This is a genomic window from Bradyrhizobium sp. USDA 10063, from assembly GCF_054063735.1.
The window spans coordinates 7,835,393-7,851,936 of sequence record NZ_JBSSGP010000002.1 but is presented as its reverse complement, the minus strand read 5'-3'; the positions used below and the strand labels follow the sequence as shown (position 1 = coordinate 7,851,936).

The 16,544-nt window shown below is 59.5% G+C and carries 22 protein-coding genes; 5 read left to right on the top strand and 17 right to left on the bottom strand.

What is annotated here, in order from left to right; all coding sequences use genetic code 11:
- Positions 1–365: 365 nt before the first annotated feature.
- Both ACVJGD_RS38990 and ACVJGD_RS38985 read left to right on the top strand, forming a co-directional pair.
- A complete protein-coding gene (locus ACVJGD_RS38990) occupies positions 366–920 on the top strand; it encodes a peroxiredoxin (protein WP_456639153.1) in 555 nt (184 codons plus the stop codon).
- Positions 921–926: 6 nt separating this feature from the next.
- Positions 927–1,460: a carboxymuconolactone decarboxylase family protein gene (locus tag ACVJGD_RS38985; RefSeq protein WP_456639152.1), complete on the top strand. Its 534-nt coding sequence runs from the start codon at positions 927–929 to the stop codon at positions 1,458–1,460.
- 203 nt (positions 1,461–1,663) lie between these two features.
- On the opposite strand, the gene ACVJGD_RS38980 is transcribed toward ACVJGD_RS38985, so the two are convergent.
- From ACVJGD_RS38980 to nifH, 9 genes are all read right to left on the bottom strand, one after another.
- On the bottom strand, positions 1,664–1,960 hold the full coding sequence (locus ACVJGD_RS38980; RefSeq protein WP_456639151.1) for a ferredoxin family protein: 297 nt from the start codon (positions 1,958–1,960) through the stop codon (positions 1,664–1,666).
- A 36-nt stretch (positions 1,961–1,996) separates the two neighbouring features.
- On the bottom strand, positions 1,997–3,304 hold the full coding sequence (locus tag ACVJGD_RS38975; RefSeq protein ID WP_456639150.1) for an FAD-dependent oxidoreductase: 1,308 nt from the start codon (positions 3,302–3,304) through the stop codon (positions 1,997–1,999).
- A 10-nt stretch (positions 3,305–3,314) separates the two neighbouring features.
- Positions 3,315–4,424, bottom strand: a complete 1,110-nt coding sequence (locus tag ACVJGD_RS38970; protein WP_456639149.1) for an electron transfer flavoprotein subunit alpha/FixB family protein — start codon at positions 4,422–4,424, stop codon at positions 3,315–3,317.
- 15 nt (positions 4,425–4,439) lie between these two features.
- Positions 4,440–4,769: a hypothetical protein gene (locus ACVJGD_RS38965; protein ID WP_456639148.1), complete on the bottom strand. Its 330-nt coding sequence runs from the start codon at positions 4,767–4,769 to the stop codon at positions 4,440–4,442.
- Between the two features lie 285 nt (positions 4,770–5,054).
- Complete coding sequence (nifW, locus tag ACVJGD_RS38960) at positions 5,055–5,396, bottom strand: nitrogenase stabilizing/protective protein NifW (protein WP_456639147.1); 342 nt, start codon at positions 5,394–5,396, stop codon at positions 5,055–5,057.
- A gap of 206 nt (positions 5,397–5,602) precedes the next feature.
- A complete protein-coding gene (nifV, locus tag ACVJGD_RS38955; RefSeq protein ID WP_456639146.1) occupies positions 5,603–6,775 on the bottom strand; it encodes a homocitrate synthase in 1,173 nt (390 codons plus the stop codon).
- Positions 6,776–6,810: 35 nt separating this feature from the next.
- The gene (locus tag ACVJGD_RS38950; RefSeq protein WP_456639145.1) at positions 6,811–7,185 is read right to left on the bottom strand and encodes a hypothetical protein; all 375 of its coding nucleotides are present in this window, start codon (positions 7,183–7,185) and stop codon (positions 6,811–6,813) included.
- Positions 7,186–7,471: 286 nt separating this feature from the next.
- The gene (locus ACVJGD_RS38945) at positions 7,472–8,182 is read right to left on the bottom strand and encodes a nitrogen fixation protein NifQ (protein ID WP_456639144.1); all 711 of its coding nucleotides are present in this window, start codon (positions 8,180–8,182) and stop codon (positions 7,472–7,474) included.
- A 128-nt stretch (positions 8,183–8,310) separates the two neighbouring features.
- Entirely contained in the window at positions 8,311–9,195 is an 885-nt protein-coding gene (gene nifH, locus ACVJGD_RS38940) for a nitrogenase iron protein (RefSeq protein WP_456639143.1), read from the bottom strand.
- Between the two features lie 419 nt (positions 9,196–9,614).
- Here nifH and ACVJGD_RS38935 point away from each other — a divergent pair, with 419 nt between their 5' ends.
- Positions 9,615–10,031 (top strand): response regulator, encoded by a 417-nt coding sequence (locus ACVJGD_RS38935; RefSeq protein WP_456639142.1) that lies wholly within the window; start codon positions 9,615–9,617, stop codon positions 10,029–10,031.
- A 12-nt stretch (positions 10,032–10,043) separates the two neighbouring features.
- Positions 10,044–10,484, top strand: coding sequence for an ArsC/Spx/MgsR family protein (locus ACVJGD_RS38930; protein ID WP_456639141.1), 441 nt, complete (start codon positions 10,044–10,046; stop codon positions 10,482–10,484).
- Positions 10,485–10,553: 69 nt separating this feature from the next.
- Here ACVJGD_RS38930 and ACVJGD_RS38925 read toward each other — a convergent pair whose 3' ends face one another.
- The 6 genes from ACVJGD_RS38925 to ACVJGD_RS38900 all read right to left on the bottom strand — a co-directional run bounded on the left by ACVJGD_RS38925 (position 10,554) and on the right by ACVJGD_RS38900 (position 13,333).
- Positions 10,554–10,886: a hypothetical protein gene (locus ACVJGD_RS38925; protein WP_456639140.1), complete on the bottom strand. Its 333-nt coding sequence runs from the start codon at positions 10,884–10,886 to the stop codon at positions 10,554–10,556.
- Positions 10,887–11,115: 229 nt separating this feature from the next.
- Positions 11,116–11,646: a hypothetical protein gene (locus ACVJGD_RS38920; protein ID WP_456639139.1), complete on the bottom strand. Its 531-nt coding sequence runs from the start codon at positions 11,644–11,646 to the stop codon at positions 11,116–11,118.
- A 350-nt stretch (positions 11,647–11,996) separates the two neighbouring features.
- Complete coding sequence (locus tag ACVJGD_RS38915; RefSeq protein ID WP_456639138.1) at positions 11,997–12,266, bottom strand: hypothetical protein; 270 nt, start codon at positions 12,264–12,266, stop codon at positions 11,997–11,999.
- 101 nt (positions 12,267–12,367) lie between these two features.
- A complete protein-coding gene (locus ACVJGD_RS38910; RefSeq protein ID WP_456639137.1) occupies positions 12,368–12,838 on the bottom strand; it encodes a type IV secretory system conjugative DNA transfer family protein in 471 nt (156 codons plus the stop codon).
- Positions 12,747–12,965 (bottom strand): hypothetical protein, encoded by a 219-nt coding sequence (locus ACVJGD_RS38905; RefSeq protein ID WP_456640518.1) that lies wholly within the window; start codon positions 12,963–12,965, stop codon positions 12,747–12,749. The genes ACVJGD_RS38910 and ACVJGD_RS38905 overlap by 92 nt, the downstream gene beginning before the upstream one ends.
- Positions 12,947–13,333 (bottom strand): hypothetical protein, encoded by a 387-nt coding sequence (locus ACVJGD_RS38900; protein ID WP_456640607.1) that lies wholly within the window; start codon positions 13,331–13,333, stop codon positions 12,947–12,949. The genes ACVJGD_RS38905 and ACVJGD_RS38900 overlap by 19 nt, the downstream gene beginning before the upstream one ends.
- A 1,065-nt stretch (positions 13,334–14,398) precedes the next feature.
- Here ACVJGD_RS38900 and ACVJGD_RS38895 point away from each other — a divergent pair.
- Positions 14,399–15,136 carry an OmpW/AlkL family protein gene (locus tag ACVJGD_RS38895; protein WP_456639136.1) on the top strand — a complete coding sequence of 246 codons (738 nt, stop codon included), beginning with the start codon at positions 14,399–14,401 and terminating at the stop codon, positions 15,134–15,136.
- 379 nt (positions 15,137–15,515) lie between these two features.
- Here ACVJGD_RS38895 and ACVJGD_RS38890 read toward each other — a convergent pair whose 3' ends face one another.
- Positions 15,516–15,965 (bottom strand): Rieske (2Fe-2S) protein, encoded by a 450-nt coding sequence (locus ACVJGD_RS38890; protein ID WP_456639135.1) that lies wholly within the window; start codon positions 15,963–15,965, stop codon positions 15,516–15,518.
- A gap of 253 nt (positions 15,966–16,218) precedes the next feature.
- On the bottom strand, positions 16,219–16,527 hold the full coding sequence (locus tag ACVJGD_RS38885) for a 2Fe-2S iron-sulfur cluster-binding protein (protein WP_456639134.1): 309 nt from the start codon (positions 16,525–16,527) through the stop codon (positions 16,219–16,221).
- Positions 16,528–16,544: the final 17 nt, after the last annotated feature.

Genomic DNA, 16,544 nt, shown 5'->3' with positions numbered 1-16,544 from the left:
CGACAAATTCAGCGGAAGGAGGAACCCGTGAGGACACCCAAATCAGGGATCGAAATCGCCTTCAGCGGGCAAGCTCGCTAGTTTTACGCGCGATGCGCAGTTCAACGTACCTGGGGAAATGCGAGGCCTGCGATGCAGCGCACCACCATCGTCTTTCCGCAGCCTGCAGGACGGAAAATCCCACCACGACTTGGCTAGGGCGATAGAACGATCCATCGAAATCATGGCGTTTAGATAGCCTCACGGCGAACATCCCGATTGTTGCATTTCCGCCAGTTGAACCGCGAGATCGCTTGGCATATCCCTTGCTTCGCGTGAATCCGGAATCATGGCTTTTCCGCGCGAAGCAATCTTGTGAGGACAATATGCTTGGAATTGGGAGTAAGTTGCCGTCGTTCGAAGTCACAGGCGTGAAGCCCGGCTTTCACGTGCAGGATGAGAACGGGCAGAGCGCGTTCGAGATGTTGACGGAAAACAGCTTCCCTGGGAAATGGAAAATCATCTTCTTCTACCCTAAGGATTTCACCTTCGTCTGTCCCACCGAGATCGCCGAGTTTGCCCGCCTGTCGAAGGATTTTGCCGATCGTGATGCGGTCGCGCTTGGCGGGTCGACTGATAACGAGTTCTGTAAGCTCGCTTGGCGGCGCGAGCACAAGGACCTGCACCATCTACCGATCTGGCAGTTTGCTGACACCAAGGGCGAGCTGGTCGATGGTCTTGGCGTGCGTTCGCCGGACGGCGTCGCCTATCGCTATACCTTCATCGTTGACCCCGACAATACCATCCAGCACGTCTACGCGACCAATCTCAATGTCGGCCGGAGCCCGAAGGATACGCTGCGCGTGCTGGATGCCCTGCAGACCGACGAGCTCTGCCCCTGCAACCGTGAAATCGGCGGCGAAACGCTGAAAGTTGCGTGAGGCATCATGTCAATCGAGCAGTTAAAGGACCAGATCCCCGATTTCGCCAAGGACGTCAGACTCAACCTGGCGTCAATGGTGACTGATGAGACGCTGTCACCTCAGAGCAAATACGGGCTGTTGGTGGCGACCGCGATCGCAACCCGCAACCCCGTGGTGATCGCCGCAATGGAAGCCGCCGCCGCCGTCATGATGACGCCGGCGGCCGTCGCGGCGGCGAAATCCGCGGCCTCCGTGATGGCGATGAACAACGTCTACTACCGCTTCGTTCACCTCGCCTCCAACCCGGAATACAAGACGATGCCGGCGCGGCTGCGGATGAACGTCATCGCCAATCCTGGGGTCGACAAGGCCGATTTCGAGCTGTGGTCGCTGGCGGTAAGCGCCATCAACGGCTGCGGTGCCTGCATGGACGCTCATGAGAAGGCGCTACGAGAAACCGGCGTCAGCTCGGCTGCGATTCAGACCGCTGTGCGCTTTGCCGCGATCGTCCAGTCAGTTGCAGTTGCGATCGAGGCGGCAGAGTCCGGCGGGGCTTAGGCGGCGGAGTGATCCTCTCTCTCGTTGCTCTCTCGGGGAGATGATCTGCGTCGCGGCAGTATCCACGAGCTGCGCTTGCAGAGAGTCCCTCACACCCATACTCGAGCTTTCCTCGAATTTTGGCCTCTCCGCACATACTGGGCCGCGGCGAACTGAGTCTGCCCTGAGATCGCCTGGCGATCATACCATGCTGCCATTCAGTTCTAACCAAACTTGAACAACACCCCATATCCGCCCCGCGGATAGCTCCATTCGATGTCGCCGGTGGGCTCGCCGATGACGCGGCAGGTGCCGCACTCGATGCAGCCGTCAACGGTGATCTCGACTTGGCCCTTGTCGTTGAGCTCATAGCAGCGCGCAGGGCAGACTTTCAAAAGTGCAAGCAGCTGCGGCGACGGCTTCGTGTGTGCGCGCACCTTGATGTGGGGACGACCGACGTCAACAAGATAGCGGTTGTAAAACAGCTTGTCCTCGACGCGCACTGAGGGCTCGACATTCATAGCTGAGCTTCCTTGGTTTGGCTTTGATTTGGCTGGTCAGCGCCAGGCGCGTGCGAAGCGGAATGCATCTCCGAACAGACCTGTCCATGACCGCGCATTGACAAAGGACTTCAACGTCAACTTCTCTTTCTCAGCCTTTGGCGTACCGTCGACGCGCACGTAGGTCTGCATCGCCCTGGAGACGAGTTCCGGATAGGTGAGAAAGAAATTTTGCGAGTTGGTATGCATTAGCATCGGCATATCCTTGTACTTCTTGAGATCCTTGATGACGAAGGAGGCGTCCAGCATCTTCTTGTATAGCGACAGATTTGCTGCGGTCATGGGATCACCGCCCGATTTCACCTGGCAAATCGCTTCCGCCGCAATGCGGCCCGAGGTCATCGCAAGGTTAGAACCCTCTCGATGAATGGCGTTGTTGAGCTGCGCTGCATCGCCCACCACCACCCAGCCCTCGCCATAGAGCTGCGGGATCGCCTTGTAGCCGCCTTCAGGAATGAGGTGCGCGGAGTATTCCTTGACCTCCGAGCCCTCGATCAGCGGCGCCACTGATGGGTGACGCTTGAAGCGATCGAGCAGCCCATATGGCGTCTCTCCGGTGCGCTGAAAGTCGGCGACAAGACAGCCGATGCCGACCGAGACGCACTCCTTGTTGGAATAAATGAAGCCCATCCCGGTCATGCCACGGGAAATAGTGCCGGCCGCCTCGACCACGACGCCTTCGTCGCCCTTGAGATTGAAACGGGCCTCGATGGTCTCGCGCGGCAAAAAGTGCATTTCCTTAACTGCAAGTGCCACCTTGTCGGGCTCGGGCCGCTTGCGCAGGCCCGAACGCGTCCCGAGCACACCATTAACGCCTTCCGCCAGCACCACGACGTCTGCAAGGATTTCGCCGTCGCGACGATCTGTACGAACACCAATGACTTTTCCATGGGCGTCATGCGCGAGCTCAGTAACTGTGGTCTCGCACAGGACCGTCGCACCAGCCTCGCGTACCTTCGAGGAGAGCCATTTGTCGAACTGCGCGCGGATAATCGTGTAGCGGTTCGGCCGCTCCTCATTGAAGTCATCGGAGCGGTAGTGCACGCCGACGTGGGAGCGATCGTCCATGATCCAGAACCTTTGTTCGACCAAGTGACGTTCGAGCGGCGCGTCCTCGCGGAAGTCCGGGATCAGCTTTTCCAGCATGTCGGCATAGAGAATTGCGCCCTGCACATTCTTCGATCCGGCATATTCGCCGCGTTCGAGCTGCAGCACCTTCATGCCGCGCTTGGCCATGGTCAGCGCTGCCGCATTACCGGCCATGCCGGCGCCGACCACGATTGCATCGAACCTCTCCTCGATCATGACAACTCCTCTAGCTCGCGAGCCGGTCGCGCGAATGTGGCGAAAGCCGCGCACGAAATGCAGCCGTCAGCGCCGGCAACAACTGAATGGCATCGCTGACAATGGCAATATGGGCGAAATCGAGAATCGGCGCGTTCTTATCGGTATTGATCGCGACGATCAGATCGGCGCCCTCCACGCCAACCCGATGCTGAATCGCGCCGGAGATGCCGGCGGCGATATAGAGCTTTGGCCGGATGGTCTTGCCGGTCTGCCCGATCTGCCGGTCAGACATGACCCAGCCCTTCTGCACCAGGGGGCGCGAGCAACCATATTCGGCGCCAAGCACCGCGGCGAGCTGGCGCACCAGCTGAAAATTCTCCGCCGATCCGAGCCCAAGGCCCCCGGCGACCACAACATCGGCATAGGCGAGATTGGATCTGGCGGACTCTCGGTCTGGGATGAACGACATCACCTTGGTGACGATGTCGTCTTCGACAAGGCCGCTCGGATGGATGATGATGCGGGCGGCATCGCGCTCGACACGCTCTGGCATCGCCATCACGCGCGGGCGGACGGTTGCCATCTGCGGCCGGTAATTCAAGGTGTAGATCGTGCAAAGCAGCGACCCGCCAAAGGTCGGACGCGTGGCCGCAAGCGAACCATCCGCGTCAACATCGAGGTCGGTGCAGTCGGCTGTGAGACCCGTCCTTAGCGTGGTGGCCACGGAACCTGCGAGATCGCGACCGAGCGTGGTGGCGCCCAACAGCAGGATCTCGGGCTTATAGGTGTTGACGAGATCGGTCAGCGCCTTGGTGTAGGACTCGTTGCGATACTCCGACAGAACATTGTCGGTCACGAGATAGATCAGGTCGGCACCATAACAGAAGGATTCAAGTGCGGCGTTGCGCGTGGCTTCTCCCTCCGGGCCGATGACAACCGCGGCGAGATCAACCTTCAGCTTGTCGGCAAGCTTACGGCCCGCACCCAAGAGCTCCCAGGAGACGGGATGCACCTGGCCGCGCTCCTGCTCGACGAAGACCCAGATATGCTTGTAGGCCCTAAAGTGCTCCGGCAATTCTTTCTTGGCCGCTGCTCGGCCGCCTGCGGCCGGCGCGGGAGCTTTGGTGATGTTGCTCATATCTTTGAATTCCCCTCAGAACCCGCTCGCCTGCGCCACAAGACCCGTCTGTAGCTTAAGTTGGCGGTTGAAGATGGTTTTGATGAGCTCGTCGCCAGGCTGGTCGGCGGGTTGCGCTAGCGCCACCTTCTCGGCGCGAGGCGACGGCGTGAAGAGGCGCTCGCCGATAGTCGGCGAGCCGAGGAGGTCGTATTTTGAGGTGTCCTCGACGCTGGCGTCCCTTGCGCTCCATTCCCCAATCGGGGCCTGGTCGGCACACCATGCCGCATCAATGGTGTCGGTCACGGTGTGCACGCCGATCTGCGCGGAGTCGGGGACCTGCGTGATGAAGGCGACACTATGCATGCGCTTCTCCAGAAATAGCGTTGGACTTTTGTAGCGAGACTTGGCAGGAGAACAGCAAGTGTCGTACCAGTTGCAGCGCCATAGAAAATCGGGTGCTCCACCAATTGCTTGAGAGGACTTGATGAAGATGGCCTAGAGATCCGTGATAGTACAATTCCGACGCACGTCGGGAACGCGACAGCGCTGCTTTGCGGGTCGCTGCACAGAATTGATCTCAATGACAAAGAATATCCCACAACGCGCTGCATGGGCGTGACTTGAGCCAGACTGAGCTGATGCGCGAGGTTACTTCAGCGAGCTCAACGGCACGAAGGCCGCCGGCTTCTTCGGCTCCGCGATCGCATCCTTCAGGACCTTAAACACCCGCTGGTTGATCGGGGAGGACACCACGAAATCGGCATAGGCCTGCTCCAGCACCGCCTTGCACCGCGCCGTGACCTCCGCCTCCGCGGCACCGGCGAATTCTTCCTTGGCGAGATATTGCCCCATGCGCTTTAAGATATGCAGGCGCGCGACATTGACGATCTTGGGGTTGTAATCGACGTCAAGCAGTGCAAAAAAATCTTCAGCCGAGGAGGCCTTATTGAGCCGATCCAGGATACCGGCTGGTGCCTGTGCGTTGCTCACCGAAAAATCTCCCTTGGGTTAGGCGGCCGGCCTGTGGTCGGGACACGGCACGAGCTGGTCATATCCTTCAGACGCCGACCGGCGCAGGCGGCGCGGCATATGGCCCATTAGCCTGCGTGTTCGCCGATAAGAGCGAGCAGCGAGAGTTTACGCGGCGCAGCGGCGTTTCGAAGTGATCAACTTTGACGATGCTGGACATGACCGCCTCACGCGCGTTCACAGACCTCGCGCCAGATTGCCACCACCGTCTCGCGCGCTACCAGCCGCTTGTGCTCGACGGCATGTTTGCGGACCCGCGACAGGATGTGTCTTGCCTCCTCGAGGCTGGCGGCGAGCTGCAATTCGTCAAGCAGCGAGGTAATTGCCGATAGGCCGGAATGCTTGCCGATCACGATGCGATTGGAGCGACCAAGCAAATGCGGATCGAGCGACTGATAGGTGCGTTGATCCTTCAAGAGGCCATCGACATGAATGCCCGATTCATGGGTGAACACATGCTCACCAACAATCGCCTTGTCCAGAGGAATCGTACGTGCAGCAGCGGCTGCGACCACCGCGGCGACGTTCTCGAGCTCAGGCAGCACGATGCCGGTCTCGCGCCCGTAGAGCTGTTCGAGCGCGACCGCGACTTCCTCCAGCGGCGCATTTCCCGCTCGCTCGCCGAGCCCGATGACGGTCACCGAGGCGTGGCTCGCACCGCCCTTGATGGCTGCGAGCGTATTGGCGGTCGCGAGGCCGAGATCGTCATGGCCGTGAAATTCGAGCTCAAGATCGGTGGTCGCGCGCAAACGCGCAATCAGCGCATAGGCGGAGTCCGGATCGAGCACGCTGAGCGTATCGGCAATGCGAAAGCGCCGCGCTCCCGCGGCCTTTGCGGTTGCGATCAGCCTGATTAGAAAATCGACATCGGCGCGGGAGGAGTCCTCGCCGCCGACGGCGACCTCAAGCCCCCGCTCGCGAGCGTAACCGACCACCCGCGTCACCTGCTCCAGCACCAGTTCGCGGTCGCCGCCAAGCTTGGCCGCGATCTGCACGTCGGAGACTGGGATCGACACATTAACCATGGACACCTTGGCCTCGGTCGCCGCGTCGACATCGGCCTCACGCATCCGGCACCATCCGATGGTGGTGAGCGGGAGCCCGGCCTCGACAACGGCTCGAATGGCAGAGATCTCGTCACTGCCCATGGCGGGCGTCCCCGCTTCGACCTCCGTGACCCCCGCCCGCGCCAGCGCCTGAGCGATGGCCACCTTTTCATCAGTGGTGAATGCAACGCCAGGCGCCTGCTCGCCGTCACGCAACGTCGTGTCATTAAGCACGGTCGGCTTGGCCCGTGCCGTTTCGGACCACGACGATTTGGCAGCGGTGACGGCGATCACGAGAGACTCCTTGTTGCGCTTGACCAAGCACCGCTTCAGCAACCCGCATGCCACGTGCCAGCCAACCCTAACGCATTGAATAAGAGATAGTTTTCGCCGCAGTCGGATTGTCGCAAACGCGACAACGTCGCAAGGCCGACGCGTCGGCCTGCCTTTCGGTGCGCTGAGCTGGATCGACTCGGCTTGCGGCGCAGATTTATGACTAGATCGATCGCTGGAGACTCCGTGGCCCCGGCAACGGCTCGGGCATTTGCAATCAAACGATCGCCTTCGCGAATATCGAGCAGGATGTTCTCCTCGGGCAGATCGTGCAGATCGTAATGCGGATGCGTGGTGTTGGTATCGAAAAACGATCGCCACCCGTTGGGACCGATCCTGCGCGACAGGCCCGCTTGCGTAAAACAGTTCAAAGCGTTGTAGATGGTCGCCCGGCAGACGGGAAAGCCGACGTCACTCGCCTCCGCAAAACGGCATCTCTGCGGTGACGCCGGTCGCCCCTGGCAAACAACAGCTCGTCTAAGAGCACGCGACTGGCACGTCGGGCGCAGCCCGCCTTCGAGACAGATCCTTCAAGCCCCGCCGGGACATAGTTTTTTGGAATCGGCTTCGACCACGTCCACCTTCACCTCTTCGTATCCTGCGGGACCCTCGCGGTCATCGTCGGAAGGCCAATGACGATCCATCCGGCGCGCTCACTTAAGCCAGCCGCGCGCCGCGACCCGAAGCAGCCGCCCGCGATAGAACGTCGCGCCGGCGCTCTGCCATTCGACTCTCGCCGCTTTCATCGCCAAAGCAGAGGTCGAAGTCGTTGCATTGCGTGCACACCGGCGTCGTGCACATCACGAGTCCGTCGTTCTCGCACAGCGAGCGATAAAAGAAGCGCTTCCAGCGCATATTGTCGACATTGCGCGCGGCAAGCGGCGCGAAGTGGCGACTTAGCAGCCGGGAGAGTTCGCCACGATCGCGCAATCCGAGATCTTCCCACAAGTGATTTGGCTCGATGGCGCGACGCGCGATCATCGCAGCCAGCCAGCGGCCGATGTCCCCTTCAGTCGACCGTTGCGCGAGCAAGAGATCACGCAACATTGCGACCTCGTCGCTCTCATTGCGATCGAAACGCAAGAGAAGCTCCTCGGCTTTGATTTGAATTAATGGGAAGTACTGCTCAAGCAGGGCCGCCAGCTCATGGCCGAACAGGCCGGCCTTCTCGGAAACCACACCATCATCCATGGTGGCCGCCGCCAGAATGGACGCCAGCACGTGGCGATCGAACTTGCGGTCACTGGAGATATCGGCATCCGCGGGGTGCGCCCCGGTGAGCAGGCGGTAGATCGCAATTCCCCTATGCACCTCCCCGCTCGCATCAGTCGCCCTGGCCTTAAGCGGAAAAAACTGCGCTTCGAACATGGATTGGCTAGGTCTCCGCAGCGGTCAAGTATGACCCGCCGCATAATTGCATTGGTCACGAAATATTTTGCCGGAACGCCGGCCTCCCTTATGAGCATTGGTGAGGCCGGCCTCCGTCGGTGCGCACGTTACGAGGCGGCGAGCTCGGCGGCGGTCTTGCCGACGATGGACTCGTCAACCGGCTTCATGATGCCATGCTCCATCAGCATGTCCTCGAGCTCGTCCATGGAGATCGGGGTCGGGATGATACCCTTGCCGCCATTGTTGTGGATCCGGGTCGCGAGATTGCGATAGTGATCGGCCTGCTTGGACTCCGGCGCATATTCCAGCACCGTCATGCGGCGCAGCTCCGCGTGCTGCACGACGTTGTCGCGCGGCACGAAATAGATCAGCTGGGTGCCGAGCTTCTTGGCCAGCGCCTCCGCCAGTTCCAGCTCCTTATCGGTCTGCCGCTCGTTGCAGATGAGGCCGCCGAGCCGCACGCCGCCGGAATTGGCATATTTTAGAATGCCCTTGGAAATGTTGTTGGCGGCATACATTGCCATCATTTCGCCAGACATGACGATGTAGATCTCCTGTGCCTTGTTCTCGCGGATCGGCATCGCAAAGCCGCCGCAGACGACGTCGCCGAGCACGTCGTAGGAGACGTAGTCGATGTCCTCATAGGCCCCGTTCTCTTCCAGGAAGTTGATCGAGGTGATGACGCCGCGGCCGGCGCAGCCGACGCCCGGCTCCGGGCCGCCCGACTCTACGCAGCGGATGTCCTTGTAACCGACCTTCATCACGTCCTCGATTTCGAGGTCCTCGACGCTGCCGGCGTTCGCCGCCAGGCTTAAGATTGTGTCCTGCGCCTTGGCGTGCAGGATCAGGCGGGTCGAGTCCGCCTTGGGATCGCAGCCCACAATCAGGATCTTGTGACCCATCTCGGCCAAAGCCGCCAGCGTGTTCTGCGAGGTGGTCGACTTACCGATGCCGCCCTTGCCGTAGAACGCGATTTGTCTCAGTGAAGACATGTTGCTCTCCATCAACCGATTTGCCAAAGATTGCGCGCTGCTTTGCGCGCGAGCTTGTTTCTTTCTCAGAAACGGGCACACGGGTTCAAGGGAAGGAGAGCATCGCTCGTCTTGCGCGTCTGCGTGCACTCAGCCCTCACTCAGTGTTGCTGCATCCCAATAGCAACCACCGTGCCAGCGCCAGGCCTCGCTCTTTAAGCTTCTGATTAGGCTTGAAAAAATTGCGATCCGACGATCACGCCAGCTGTTTTGAACCGAACAGGATTTTAGCGGCTGTCAGAAACTGGACAGCGATCACACGCCTCAAACCGGCAGAACTCCGCTTGCCGCACACTCATGCGCGGAACGGAAATTGCTAGACGGAAACTCTCAAACGCAACTGGTAGCAGCGTGTCGGGCACGATTTCAGGAGAGCGGTAATGCAGATCGGTGTGGACAAGCGACGGGTGTTCGTGGTCGACGAAGACGAGATCACCCGCGCGGCGCTGCAGTTTAAGCTGCATGACGAGATCGAAACCCATGAGCTGGCGACCCCGGAAGAGGCTTATGCCAGAAGCGTCGATTGGCTGAAATCGCATTTGGTGCTGCTAGGAGTTTCCTTTTGGAAGCAAAAGGGTCGGACCATGATCGCCGAATTAGCGGCGCAATTTCCTCGCCTCCGCATCCTGATCGTTTGCGACAAATCCGACGAGGCAATCGCACTCGAAAGCATCAAGGCCGGCGCCCACGGCGCGCTGATCAAGCCGCTGGCCTTGGAATCCGTCCGTAAGAAGGTCGACACCATCTTGGGGCGCGGCGGCGCGATGCCGATCGTCCAGCTCACAGTGCTCAGATAAGCCAGGCGCGCCGTGTCCACCGTGATCTTCTATCAAAAGCCCGGCTGCGCCACCAACGCGCGCCAGATGCAGGCGCTGAAGGCCGCAGGCCACGACGTTATTGCCAAGGATATCTTGAAGGAGCCGTGGTGCGCGCAGGAACTGCGCCGTTTCTTCGGCAATACGCCGGTCGCATCCTGGTTCAACCGCTTCGCGTCCCGTATCAAGTCAGGCGAAATCAATCCGGATACAACCGACGCGGCGAGCGCACTTCTGGTGATGCTGCGTGATCCGCTCCTGATTCGGCGTCCGCTGATCGAAGCCGACGGCGCAAGATGCGCGGGCTTTGATCGCGAGCCCGTGCCGTCGTTGCTTAGGCAAAACTGGCGAGATGATCTCGCGGGATGTTCACGCGAGGGAACCGGCGCGCACTGCCCACCTGATCCATCCCGCCGGGGGGATATGCTACGGTAGCGATTGCTTGGCCCCGGCTAAGGGAATACGGCCAGCGGGACTGCGGCCAAGACATAGTCGGGGTTTCGTTCAGTTGCGGCGCATCGTCGGCAACTCCTCCGGCTCGTCCGTCGCGATCGTCGGATCATTTAAGTCGTATCCGAATCCCTCGTACAGGAAAGCGCTGCGCCCTCTTCCCGGTCGCTCGCGCTCGTCAAGGCCGCTGAGCGCCAGTCCCTCCTCGTCGTTCTTTGGGTCGGCGACGTCAGCCAGCGACGGGAGCAAGTTCATCGCCCACAGCATGCCGACATACACGCCGGCGCTGGTGCTGAGCTTGCCCCTCTCGGCGTCGGCAATTGCGTGTCGGTCCACGCCCAGCTTGACAGCCAGTTCGGCATGGCTATCCGCAAGCGGCTCAGGCAATTACTTTGGATAATTGACCAGCTTGTCCGGCTGTTCCTCGCCCTGCTCGGCATCCGCGAATCCCAACTCACACGTCATACGGTTTGGGCCAACCAGCTTATGTGGCAGCGGGGACATCACCTTGCGCCACTGCCGGCGTCTGGTCGCGCCCGCTGCCGCTGGCTGCCTTCCTGAAGGGAAGCCAGTATCAGGCCAACCGATACGCGGATTCTCCTCCGCGCTGCCCGGGCTATTTTTTTGTCCGTGAATCCTCGTTGTTCTCTGCGTCGGCAATGGCACAATTGAAAAGAGTATATCTAAACAAAGTCATTGGAGGGTCGCCGTAATAGTTCTTTTCATTGATAACATAGTCGGCGGTTTTAGAGCGGATGACGTCATACACGTACACAAGATCTGTGGCGACATTCATGCGAACGATCAGCTTCGAAGTTGAAAACCAATCGCGTCCTGTGTCCTTTGGTGGGTCTCTTTCCGCCGCTAACGTATATGTGTTTTGATACTTTTTTCTGTCCATCGATTCGTAAACAACAGCAAAGCTAAAATTTTTCGGCAACGCGCCGGTCACCCGCGAGTGGCCGGGCTTGTAGGTTATTGCCCGTTGAATCGAGGCACGACCGTAATCCCATGTGATTTCAACTTTCGACTTCTCTCTTGTTGCATCGACCCTGAACTCATAGTTGGCGTGAAAAAATCGATTTGCTTCGTATACATCCTTATTTCCTCCGACACCCGCTCCTGGAATGACGGCATCGTCTTCCATTTGCCCAACGCGATTACACCACTCAAATCTCGATTCAGGGGGAAGAGCAAAGTGAAGGCTGGCCCTCGATATGAAATGGAGGGGAATTCCAGCGGGTCGCCGTTTGCAGCGTACTGTTTCAGGGCCTCCTCAACGTCACCCTTGAACAAATCATCAGCTTTCGTCTTTCCCAGCGCAGCGGAGACTACAAGAGGAGCAATAAACTCTTCATTTTTCATTGGGTCCGTTATGAGTTGCCGAAGCTCGGCATTCGCACGGGATAGGCCGTCATCACTTATTAGATAGCTTTCCCGAATTACCTTCCAGATATCGAAAATCTTCAAAATCTCTGGGCCAACGTTTTCAAAGCGTCATTCAATTGTGAAGGAGTTCAAATCGCTGGTCGCGACGATTGCTTCCAGCTGTTGCTTAAACTCTCCCTTTTGCGCGCGATTCTGTTCTATGCCTCGCTGGGCATCGACGTAGACTAAAGCTGTTCCGACAACCAATCCAAGTGTAGTGATCGTCGTGGCGATCACGGCAACGCGCAAATCTTTCGCATTGGTCCTTGGCTTTGACCAAATTCCATACGTTGCTGAGGCCCACGCTATAATGAGGGCGAGATACTTAAGAGCCCACATGCGGCCACCCCCCAGACGAACCCCGACAATTTGCGATTGTAGCGGTTTTCGAAGCTCTCCGGAAGATTGCGAACTCGTTGGCAGCCGATGGAGCCGCCAATTCAAGTCGAAGAACAGCCCCTAGCGTTGGCATCTGCTGATTTACGGGTAGACGTTTTCAATGGCCAAGCGTCGTACTTGCCCCACCACCGAATATGCCGCCAATCACGGTAATTGGCTTTCCTCGCCAGGATGGCGAACCGCAGGATATCGGACCGATACAGGACGATGGACCGCTTGCCTGGAAGCCGCAGGACTTCCGAAGGATCAAGAAGCCAGCGACCGGCCTCCGATTGGCCTGAAGAACGCTGCCGCCGCAGCAGGTCGGTGTTGGCTTGCGACGTTCCCTCGCTGCGGCTGACCGAGGTGGTCTGACCGAGCATCTCGGAAACGAAGCGCGCCGCCTCAAGGTCCGCGATGTTGAAGAAGACCTTGCAGGTGCTATTGGCAAGGAACGAGCCCCATCGGCGATAGAGCGACTTGAGCTGGTGCATGTCCTGAAAAATCAGCATCGGCGTGCAATAGGCGCGCAAGTAACCTACGCCCCCGCTCCAACGGTTCGAGGCTACCGAGCGCGGCGGCCTCATCAAGCAACAGAAGCACTTTGTGCTTCGGGCGACCTTTCGCGCGGGTCAGCGAATTCATGGCACAACCGACCATGACGCGCAGGAAGCCCGCGTAAACCGACAACTTCTCCTCATCCACCACCAGATAGCGGGTGTGGTTTGGTCGACCATTTCGGCAAGACTGAAGGTCGATTCTGAGGTGACGTGTGCGGCCGGTCCACCGGCAGACCATACCCGCGTGGCTTTCTCGACGTTTGAAAGCACGCTCTTGAACTCCTCGCTCGATTCCATCGCGAGGAAGCTGGCGGCCAGCTCTGCCGCCGTCACCGGACCGTCGGTACCTATCGTCTGGAGCAATTGCTTGAACGACTCCGGAGGCCGCGTCGAGAAATTCCGGATCTGCGACAACGTCCGGCGCGGCGGCTCCAGGCGCACCGTGTAAAGAATAAGACACGCGAGCATGCCTTCCGCCTTAAAATCCCCTTATCATCGCTTTGCGGCCTCTTATGACGCCACCATCACTCTGCCAAAGTATGCGTCGTCTTAAGGCGCCGTAAACTCAGATAATGGAGCTTTAAGGCGCCCGGCCACGATTCGCCACCCATGAAGCTCAGTCCTCGGGGTGGGAGAGATCCCGAGGTAGAGCGGAGCGACTTCGATAGGTCTGCGCCCTCGAAATCAATGGAACGCGCGATCAGGAGCGGAGGCGCGAAGCGCTCCAATCCTATCGTACGAAGCGCATCGCGAAGCCTGGCGCCCAGCAGAAGCTTGAGGATTCTATCGAGAAGTCGGACGACTGCCCCTCGACCCGTTCTAGAGCGTTGCTGTGGCGTACGGTTCTTCGCGAAAAGGTGCGGCAGTCGAGGTCGAGGTGCTTTGCCTGAGCCAACGCGAAAGCTTCGGCAGCTTGTCCGTCCGACGAAGAGAACCCGTACCAGGTCTTTGCTCGGCTCCGTGCGGCGGAGATCTCGGAGACTCGTTCCTCAACGGCACGTACTGTCCGCGGAGGTGAGAAGACCGCAGAGCTCACTGGCCGTACCGAGCGAAGACCGAAGTTCCCCCTCCCGTTCTTCACGGAGGTGCGACGAGCGAAGCTCGCGCTGAGAAGGTCAGGGGTGAGAGGCTCTACCACTAATGCAGGTCGGGAAGAGTCCGCCTCACCCGGATTTGTACTTCGCGTAAATCCGATCTTTCCCGAACGAGCGACGCATGCGCGGGGCATGACAAGCGGCGCAACTTCGGAGGATCGTTGATCGCGCGTTGCGCTGCGGCGGGGTTGCATTGGAGCATGATCCGGAAAGTGGAAACTGGTTTTCCGAAAAGATCGTGCTCCAACAAATATAGAGCGGAATGACGATTCGAAGACAAGTCATCACGCTCTACGGCCGTGATCCTTTTGCAACGCGGCGACTTAATTGCCGCCATGCCCCGCCCGATTTGAGCCGCATCAAATCCTTCGCCATCGCGCTTGTGGTGGGACAGAGGCGTCGCGCGACTCCCCGCGCTGACTTGGGAATGGAGAGTTTGATGAGAACAAGAACAATTCTGACGACGGCGTCGCTGCTCGTGCTCGTGGCGGCGTTCGGTGGGACCGCCGTGTCACTACAGGCTGCGGATCTGGCGTCGGCGCCGGTCTACACCAAAGCGCCGCCGGTCGAACCGTTCAATCCCTGGATGATCCGTCTGCGCGCGCTCGGCGTGTTGCCGGATGACGGAGGCGGCTCGGTCAACGTCTTCAGCGTCCCAGGTCTGTCGTCGCCGAATTCGGGGCTCTCGATCAGCGACCAAGTGATCCCGGAGCTCGACATCACTTACTTCTTCACCCCGAACATCGCCGCCGAACTCATCCTCGGCGCAACCAGCCATCATATCAGCGGCACCGCGACGCTCAACGGGCTCGAGATCGGCAAAGCCTGGCTGTTGCCGCCGACGCTGACCCTGCAATATCACTTCACCGGGTTAGGCGCGTTCAAGCCGTACATCGGCGCCGGCATCAACTACACCATATTCTTCAACCAGTCCGCAGCCAATACGCCGTTCGCCGGCCTTGCGGTGACGGATTTGCACATCAGCAACCAGGTTGGCGCCGCGGTCCAATTCGGCTTCGACTACATGCTCGACCGCCACTGGGGCCTCAACGTTGACGTGAAGAAGTTGTGGCTGCGGCCGGATTATTCGGCGACCGTAAACAACGCGATTCCAGTCACCGGACGGGCCAATATCGACCCGTGGCTGGTGGGAGGCGGCATCACCTACAAGCTCTGACGCCGGGCTTATTGCGGCGCCGGGACACGGGCACGGCGCCGTATCCGCCTTGGCTGTGAGCCATTTGCCTAGTCATCTCAAAGCCAATGAGGCCGACATCGAAAATGAAGCTCGCCACTACAGCGTGAGGCGACGGACGAGATCGAATTGGACTGATAAGAGTCCGTCAAGTTTATCTTCTCATCTCAGCGCGCTTGTCGCGGAAAGCACCACATGGCTGCGTGTGTCTCGCTACGCGAGTGTCCCCGTTCCAGGTATTCATGCTGGGCTGCAGGATGGCTCAACAGAGCTGCGCCGATGTTCATGAGAACGACGGTCGTTTTCCCGCAGATTCAGCAACACCTCGAACAGCCGAACAACGATCGCGACATCATGCCGCTTAATCCGGATGGATCATGATGTCCATGGTCTCGTCGCTATCCTCAAACGCATCCCCAAGCCGGTCGTCCTCTAGCAGCTTCACGCCACACAGGCAGACGTCGCCGCCGATCACGGCGAGCGCGACCGGCTCAAGGGCTCTTCCATTGCAGGGGCCATCGATACAAAGCCCGCTGTCGATCTCGAACGTCGCATCGTGCCGGCCGCATCTGAGAAAGGCGCGGTCCGGCGAGAAAAATTCGCCGGAACCGATGTTGAGCCAGACGCCGTCATGCGGGCAGCGGTTGACATAGCCGTGATAGTCGTTGCCGAAGGTCCGCACCACGACAATTAGAAACGGCCGGCTTTCGCCACTCTCATCAATCCGCGACAGGCTAAAGCCCTTCGCACCGCCCCGCTCGATGGCATCGGCGTGACAGACGGCGAACACCTCGATTTCTTGGCTGCCCATGTCGCGGTGCTCCCTTCGCGCATGCCGTCGTCGCGCTTTCCTGCTGGAGGGCGTGACCACGGCCCTGCTCAGCCGCAACACGCTGCGACCACCGGCCAGCATCTGATCGGCATTGCGGGCCCCCTTGCTGACACATCAAGCGTTGGTGCGACGTGAGGCCGACCGAGCGACCGCCCAGTTCGACGATTGCCCCCGTTCAGGGAATAATAGCCTGTTGCGAAGTTCCTCTCCGTCCCGCCCCTCCACCCTGAACCTAAAGACCCGCGTCGAAACCCAGGAGCTCGATAATCATGTTGCGGGTTCCGAGCACTTTGGCCTGGCAGGCGAGCCGTGACTTGGAGCCTACGCCCACGATCGTATTGAGTGTGTCAATCTCTTTCCGCGTCACCTCCGACAGTCCCGTGTGGCCTCTCTGAACCAAGATGTGGCATGAGCCGCATTTGGCCTGCCCCTCGCATTTGTGTGGAATGACGATCTTTGCGCCACGCAGCGCCGCCAAGAGCGACGTGCGCTCGGTGACTCCGATCATTTTGCCCGACGGCAAGACCGTGATTATCGACATTCAATCCTCCTAGTGCA